At 59.8% G+C, this 7207-nt stretch carries 7 protein-coding genes; 4 read left to right on the top strand and 3 right to left on the bottom strand.

Annotated elements, in window-relative coordinates:
- The 4 genes from KIT79_14550 to KIT79_14535 form a co-directional block, all read left to right on the top strand.
- Positions 1 to 647: hypothetical protein (locus KIT79_14550; GenBank protein MCW5830523.1), on the top strand; the 647-nt coding region annotated here is incomplete at its 5' end.
- Positions 648 to 662: 15 nt separating this feature from the next.
- Positions 663 to 1103 carry a hypothetical protein gene (locus tag KIT79_14545; GenBank protein MCW5830522.1) on the top strand — a complete coding sequence of 147 codons (441 nt, stop codon included), beginning with the start codon at positions 663 to 665 and terminating at the stop codon, positions 1101 to 1103.
- 245 nt (positions 1104 to 1348) lie between these two features.
- Entirely contained in the window at positions 1349 to 1831 is a 483-nt protein-coding gene (locus KIT79_14540; protein MCW5830521.1) for a hypothetical protein, read from the top strand.
- A 52-nt stretch (positions 1832 to 1883) separates the two neighbouring features.
- Positions 1884 to 2531, top strand: coding sequence for a TetR/AcrR family transcriptional regulator (locus KIT79_14535; protein MCW5830520.1), 648 nt, complete (start codon positions 1884 to 1886; stop codon positions 2529 to 2531).
- On the opposite strand, the gene KIT79_14530 is transcribed toward KIT79_14535, so the two are convergent.
- The 3 genes from KIT79_14530 to metG all read right to left on the bottom strand — a co-directional run bounded on the left by KIT79_14530 (position 2528) and on the right by metG (position 7194).
- Positions 2528 to 3577: a tetratricopeptide repeat protein gene (locus KIT79_14530; protein MCW5830519.1), complete on the bottom strand. Its 1050-nt coding sequence runs from the start codon at positions 3575 to 3577 to the stop codon at positions 2528 to 2530. The genes KIT79_14535 and KIT79_14530 overlap by 4 nt on opposite strands.
- A gap of 136 nt (positions 3578 to 3713) precedes the next feature.
- Positions 3714 to 5114 carry a YchF/TatD family DNA exonuclease gene (locus tag KIT79_14525; protein ID MCW5830518.1) on the bottom strand — a complete coding sequence of 467 codons (1401 nt, stop codon included), beginning with the start codon at positions 5112 to 5114 and terminating at the stop codon, positions 3714 to 3716.
- A gap of 58 nt (positions 5115 to 5172) precedes the next feature.
- Entirely contained in the window at positions 5173 to 7194 is a 2022-nt protein-coding gene (metG, locus tag KIT79_14520) for a methionine--tRNA ligase (protein ID MCW5830517.1), read from the bottom strand.
- Positions 7195 to 7207 lie beyond the last annotated feature (13 nt).

The raw sequence follows: 7207 nt of genomic DNA, 5'->3' as shown, positions 1-7207 counted from the left end.
AATGGATGAAGAAGTTCGTGAGGAACCTGATCGTTTCAACCATCATGTCGCTGGCGATAATGGCATCGGTCATTCTGGCCAAGGGCCTGCTTCCAGGCCTGTTGCCGACGGTATTCGGTGCTATTGGCAACCTGAGCCGGGGAGTTCTTGACCCGATATCCCGGCTGGCTACCAATGTGTTCAGCAACCTGAGAAGCCTGCACGAGATGGCGACCCGGTTGTGGAGACTGCCGACCAACATAGTCGGGCATACTCTTGGAGTGGCAGGAAGTGGCGAAATTGCCCGCGCAAATATTAATGGGATATACACTTACGAAGACAATATGTTCGATAACCCAGCGACGACATTTGGAGACGCTGTGTTGTATCAGCCGGGCACCAGCCCCATTGAAGCAGATACAACACTAGGTAATATTGGAAGGAATATACATGTGTATCAAGTTGAAGCTGTGCATGTAATGCAGGGGAGATTACTTGGCCCACTGTATCTGCCTCTTCATATTGTTTCAGGAACAATATCCATTGTGATTGGAGCCGTCACTTTCCTGCCTCCACATAAATGGTGGCATGAGTATAATTTCATGGAACATCTGACGCATAATCCAAACGCACCGTATGGTGGCGGCGCGGATATTGAAATGCCGTAAGATCATGGAGAAAGAATGAAAATCAGCAAGCGGGTCTGCACCTTATTGACAATTGCTTTAATTGGTTCCGGCTGCCCGTCTGGGACTTCAGCAAAAATAGTTAACAGATCAGGAAATGATATAACTTATCATATCAGAAGCGGGAAAGAGATTATTGTGCGGGAGGGAAGATCAATTACATTCGATTACGCGTGGGGATCAAAAATACAGAAAGGTGAAACGTGTTATATGTACGAGTTTCTAGAGGGAATGGATACTCTAGTATTATCCAGTAAGTATAAAAATTTTATTAGAACTTGTCGAATGTTAAATGTATTTTCTGGTTATTCAGAATTTGTCATGATTCTCGACCAGAGTATGCGGGTATTTGTATCGGATGACTGTAATCGAATCAGATACAGTGAAGAACAACCAGAAGGCTTTCCGGTCAGTCCGGAGATCGTACCGTGCGATTGAGGGCCATCCTGTTTTCGTGTGACATGCATGAGTGTGACGTCAAAATCATCACCACCCCCACGTGGGTGAGTATCCGGTCGAAGGCGGCTTAAGGCCTGCATGTCGCCGTACCAGGGCGAGACGAGAAACATCAGGTAAACCGCCGCGCTCCGTTTCATCGGAATTTAAGGTTTCACCTGCTAATGTGACTGTCGTTCAAACAGGCGGTATACGGGACAGGTATCACAGCTAAGGATGGACCGGAGATGGCCGTGCGACGATTCCTGAAATCTGGCTGGATGGTGGTGCTGGCCTCGGTGCTGGTGTCCGGGCTGATTGCAGGCCCAGTCGTGGCTCCGGCGGGCGCGAGCGAAGAGGAAAAGAAACCACTGCCGCCCCCGCCGCCGATTCCCCCGACACTCCCCAGGCTGCCGCCCCGCTGGTGGGACGCCCCCTCCTGCTTCGAGAAGTTCGTGCAAACCTCGACGCCCGTCGCTTCCACCGTGCGGCTCAACAACAGGGACCAGTTCAACAGCTACCGGGTCCGCTGGCTCAAGATCCAGCGGCGGCTGGGGGGAATCCGGGTGGGGACGCCATACGTGGTGCCCTGCCGGCTGGATTGCGACCTGGGGCCGGGCGGCCAGACGGAAATACCGGTCCTGCCGGGGGATTTCCCCGACGGTTCTCCGTATGAAGAGGCCGAGCGCATTGATGTCGGCTGCGAAATGCTTCCGCGGAAACCCCAGTAGCCGTTTTGCCGAACCTGGGTTCGGTGACTAGCCTCGTCTGGTGGAGGCAGCCATGCGGTCCGATGCACCCCGTGCCCAGCAGAAGCAGCAGACGCGCCGTCATGTGCTCGCCAGCGCGCAGAGGGTGTTCGCGGCCAAGGGATACGGGGCAACGCAGGTCAGGGATATTGTCAAAAGCGCCGGGGTTTCGATCGGCACCTTCTACCACTACTTCGATTCCAAGGAGGCGGCGTTCAACGAGCTCGTTCTCGCCGGGAGCCGCACCCTGCGCGAGGCGATCCGCAATGGCCGACACCGCCGCGGCTCGAACCTGATCGACCAGACCCAGGCGTCGGTCTACACGTTCCTCAGGTTCACCCGCGAGCACGAGGACCTGTTCCGCATCCTGATCCGGGAGCGTTCCCGGTCGAACTCCTGGAGCCTGCCGCTCGGGGACCAGCTTTTCCGTGAAGCCGTGTCGGACCTCATTGCCGACATGGCCCGCTCGTTCCGCGGGTCACGGCTCACTCCGAAGGAGATTGAACTGCTTGCCTGGGCGACGGTGTCCACCTGCGTGGGCGTGGTGATGCGGAAGCTCGAAAACCGGGAGCCGATTGATCTCGATACCGAGCCGGCGCTGCTGACGCGGCTCATCTGCGGGGGGCTGATCGCCTGCACCCGCGGGAACCTGGATATCCCCGCCGCGCTCAAGACGGGCTAGCGCCGCGCCGCTTCCGACTGCCTGACGCGGGCGAAGAACTGCGCGGCCTTTTCCCTGTGGCCGAACCGGTCGTAGAGCCCGCCGATGAGCCGCAGGCATTCCAGGTATTTGGGGTTGGTGTTCGCCTCGTTGGTCCCGAGCTGCCGCCGCGTCACAGACATGCCGTCCACGTCCACCTTGACGTTGTGTTCCAGCTCGTAGCGAACACGCTCGTAGTAGCCATTCCGCACGTAGTCGGGCGCGAGGATCTTGAACGGCGGGTCGATATCCGAGGCCGACTGCTGCGCCGCCTTCAGCCACCGGAGCGCCTTGTCATACTGTCCGCGGTTCATCATCACCGTGGCGTACTGGAGCCGGATCTGGCCCTCGTATTCGGGCTTGAGCTGGAGCATCCGCTGGTAGGCGATGTCGACCCCTTCCCAGTCGCCCGTTTCCAGGGCGAGGATCGCCTGCGTCGTGAAATCGAGGTAGCCGCCGGGGGCGTTCTTGGCGATCTCGCGGTACTGTTCCATCGCCTTGCCCTTGCCGCCGCCGGCGATGCCGGGGGCGAACAGGTAGTACTGGAACAGGTCCACACGGGCGGGGGTGTTGGCGGGATCGAGTTTCACTGCCGCCTCGAAATGCCGCCGGACCTTCCAGACGGGCCCAAAGGCGGCGGCGACGATGTTCGAGTGCTCGATCTTGATGCCGTACGCCCGCGCCACCCAGAGGTTGTAGTTGGAGTTCTGCGGGCTGGCTTTCAGGGCGTTTTCAAGATGCTCGATGGCCCGGTCGTAGTCGGGCTTTGGCAGGGCGAGCAGGTAGCGTCCGTATTCGTAGTTCGCATCCGGGTCGCTGGGCTGGCTGCGGATGAGCGATTCGAGCATCCGGCCGGCGGCATCGTACTCGCCGATCTGGAGCAGGCCCTGGACACCGGCGACAGTGTTCGGGGCCGGCGCGGCACCCAGCGGCTTGGCCTGCACCCCGGCGCACAGGAGCAGCGCCGACAGGGCAAACGCCCGCATTATGCCCCGTCTGGAGGTGGACATGGCGGGTGGACGGGGCACTGGGGTCGGACTGCGTGGCATGGTTTCCGGCCGAAGCAGGGCGAGCCTACCACCTGTTCAATATGTTTCAAAAAAAGCATGGTAAACAGAAGTGCAACTGCCGTGGTGTGATTCGGGTAACGCCGGACGATGGGGATTACCCCACCTCGTTGTATTCGCGGGCCCGGAACCGGACTCCCAGTTCGTCCTCGGCGATCCGGCGGCAGGCTTCCACGTCAACGCCGGGAACGGTGACGACCGTCGCCTGGACCCAGGGGATCACCTTTTTTGCTTCTGCGATAAACTCCTTCACCTTTGGCCAGGCCTCTTCCTTGTAGGGGGTACGCGTCACCCTTGCGAATTCGCTGGCGTTCTGGGCATTGAGCGAGACGCTCACAGCGTCGATGAGGCCGCCCAGTTCAGGGGCGACATTCCGGCCATAGACAAGGTTCGCCATGCCGTCCGTGTCGAGGCGGATCTTCCGGGCGCCCTTTTCCTTGAGCCACCGGGCGGTCTCTTTCAGGAGATCCAGCCGGTTGGTGGGCTCGCCGAGCCCGACGAACACCACTTCGTCCCATTTCGACGGGTCGCCCACGGCTGCCTTGAGTTCGTCCAGCGACGGCTCCCTGCCCAGCCGGAGGTAGTGGCCCTTCACCGTCCAGTCGCCGAACTTGGGGCAGAAGAAGCATGGGTTCGTGCAGCGGTTGGTGATGTTGAGATAGAGCGAGTTGCGGATCGAATAGGCGATCTGCGGCGTCTCGGCCGCCGGGCGCAGGTCCTTCAGGTCGAACAGCTCAATGGCATTGCGCGTGGTGATTCGCTCGATGTCGTCCGCCGTCAGCGGGGCCTTCAACTCGGCGATCTTTTCGGCGACCTTGCGGACGTAGGCCGGTTCGTTGCGCTTTCCGCGCCAGGGAACCGGCGCGAGGAACGGCGAATCGGTCTCGACGACGAGGCACTCCACCGGCACCCGGCGGATCACGTCCCTGAGCATGTCCGCATTCCTGAACGTCACGATGCCGGGAATCGACAGGAGGAACCCCAGATCCAGCGCCCGGCGGGCGGCATCGTAGTCGCCCGTGAAGCAGTGCCAGACGCCGCCCACCTTGTCCGCTCCGTGGCTTCTCAGGATGTCGGCGCACTCGGAACCGGCGTCCCGGTCGTGGATGATAATGGGCAGGTTCACCTCGATGGCGAGGTCGATCATCCGTCCGAACACCTCGCGCTGGACCTTCCGGTCCGAATGCTCGTAGTAGTAGTCGAGGCCGATTTCCCCCCAGCCCACGACCTTGCCGGGGTTCTCCCTCGCCAGCCGCACGAGGTCCGCATAGACCTGCTCGCTGGCCTCCTTCGCCTCGTGGGGGTGGATGCCGACGGCGGCGTAGACGCCCTCGTGCGTGCGGGCGAACTCCACCGCCTCGGCATTGCCGCCGGTGCCGTAACCCGCGCCGATGGCCACCATCGCCCCGACGCCCGCTTCGCGGGCGCGTTTGTACGCTTCCTCGCGGTCGCCGTCGAAGGCGCGGCTCGAAATGTGGCAGTGGGTGTCGATCAGCACGGCGGAAAAACTCCCGCCGCCATTATGATGAAAACAGGCGGGAAATCGATAGCGGCTGCTACTTCACCCGGGAGCCGGGTTTGGGCGGCTTCTCGAAACCGGCAAGCACAAGGCCGTCCTCGGTTTCGGCGGCGAGGATCATCCCCTGGGACTCCATGCCCATGAGCTTCGCCGGTTTCAGGTTGGCCACGACGACCACCTGGCGGCCGACGAGCTGTTCAGGGGAATAGCTCCTGGCGATCCCGGCAATCACCTGCCGGGTCTCCCCGCCAATCGTCACCTGGAGTTTCAGCAGCTTGTCGGACTTTTCCACCTTTTCGGCCGCCGTGACGGTGGCGACGCGAAGCTCCACGCCCATGAAGTCGTCAATGGTGATGACGCCGGGTGGCGGTGTCTCCTTCGCGGGCTTCTTGCCAGATGCCTTGTCGTCCTTCCCCGCCGGTGCGGCCCCGGTGACCGCCCCCTTCGCTTCGGCAAGGAAGCGGTCACGGATCTCGTTGATGGCGTCCTTGTTGGGGAAAAGGATCTCCCGGTCTTTGGCGATGGCACGAGGCATATCTGGCAGTTTCCCGTCTGCCACGATGACATTGTTTATTGAACTGGAATAACCAAGCTGGCTCCAGAGTTCCTGCATCTTTTCAGGCATGAAGGGAGCGAGCATCAGCGTGACGCAGCTCAGTGCCTGCACGAAATCGGACATCATGTAATCGAACACGGCTGCCTGTTGGCCCGTTTCCTTGCCAAGTGTCCATGGTTTGGTGCGCTGAACGGCGCCATCACACTCGGACACGATTTTCTGTGCGATATCCAGTGCACCGTAGAAATCCAGCAGGTGCATTTTCCCGCAATACTGGTTCCAGTATCCGTTGTCGCCGCCAATGAGCGGCGTAATTGCGGTGTAACCTGCTTCAGCACCAGTTGCGGCTGGTTCTCTGATCTCGCAGTTCCGAAACCTGTCCAGTTGCGTGAGCACCCGGGCCGTCAGGTTTCCCACCCCGTTGCTCAGTTCCGCGATCACGCGGTTTGCCATCTCCTCGTGGGAGAAGTTGCCGTCTTCACCGAATGGGGCGGCCCGTAATAGATAGTAACGGGTGAGATCGGCTCCATAGGTGTCAATGAGCCGGTTTGGATCCACCACGTTCCTTAAGGTCTTGGACATCTTCTGTCCTTCGACGGTCCACCAGCCATGGGCAAATATCTGTTTCGGAAGCGGCACACCGGCCGACATAAGGAATGTGGGCCAGTAGACGGCATGGAACCGGAGAATATCCTTGCCGATGATATGCAGGGTTTCGGCGTCTTTGTCCTCCCAGAACTCCCTGTATTTCTTCTCGTCCGGCCAGCCCAAGGCCGAGAGATAGTTCACCAGGGCGTCCATCCAGACATAGACGACATGCTTCTCGTCGCCCGGAACCGGGATACCCCAGGTGAACGTCGAGCGGGATACGGAGAGGTTTGTGAGGCCGCCCTTTACGAATGACAGGGTTTCGTTGTGCCGGGATGCTGGCTGCACAAAGCCGGGATTACTGGAGAGATAGCCTTCAAGCGGCTTCTGGTAGTTCTGCATCCGGAAGAAATAGGACTCCTCGGACAGTTTCACGGCCGGGGTCTTGTGGGTAGGGCAGTTGCCGTTTTCGAGTTCCTTCTCGGTGTAGAACTGTTCACAGGCGGTGCAGTAAAGTCCTTCGTATTTGTCCTTGTAGATGTCGCCCTTGTTCTGGACCGTTTCCCAGAACCGGCGGACAACCTTCTTGTGCCGGTCCTCGGTGGTGCGGATGAAGCCGGTATTCGAGATATTGAGCCGTTTCCAGAGATTCTGGAAGTTAGGCACCACCTCGTCGCAGAACTTCTGGATACCCGCGTTGCCGGTATAACCCTTGACTGCCGCCGCTTCTTCCATCTTCTTGCCGTGCTCGTCGGTACCGGTGAGAAAACAGACCTCGTGGCCCGTCATCCTCTTGAACCGGGCGATCACGTCGGCGGCAACGGTCGTGTAGGCGTGCCCCAGGTGCGGCACATCGTTGGCATAGTAGATGGGCGTCGTGACGTAGAAGCGCTTGGGTTTGGGGGCGTCGGCCATCGGAGTGGATTTA

It is taken from the genome of Deltaproteobacteria bacterium (assembly GCA_026129095.1).
In the GTDB taxonomy this organism is placed as follows: domain Bacteria; phylum JAGRBM01; class JAGRBM01; order JAGRBM01; family JAHCIT01; genus JAHCIT01.
The sequence above is the reverse complement of the archived record's forward strand: the minus strand, read 5'-3'. Positions and strand labels throughout refer to the sequence as shown.

Bases quoted from the DNA above. Each gene is read 5' to 3' on its own strand.
- KIT79_14545 (MCW5830522.1), top strand. From the start codon at position 663: ATGAAAATCAGCAAGCGGGTCTGCACCTTATTGACAATTGCTTTAATT.
- KIT79_14540 (MCW5830521.1), top strand. From the start codon at position 1,349: ATGGCCGTGCGACGATTCCTGAAATCTGGCTGGATGGTGGTGCTGGCC.
- KIT79_14535 (MCW5830520.1), top strand. From the start codon at position 1,884: ATGCGGTCCGATGCACCCCGTGCCCAGCAGAAGCAGCAGACGCGCCGT.
- metG (MCW5830517.1), bottom strand. From the start codon at position 7,194: ATGGCCGACGCCCCCAAACCCAAGCGCTTCTACGTCACGACGCCCATC.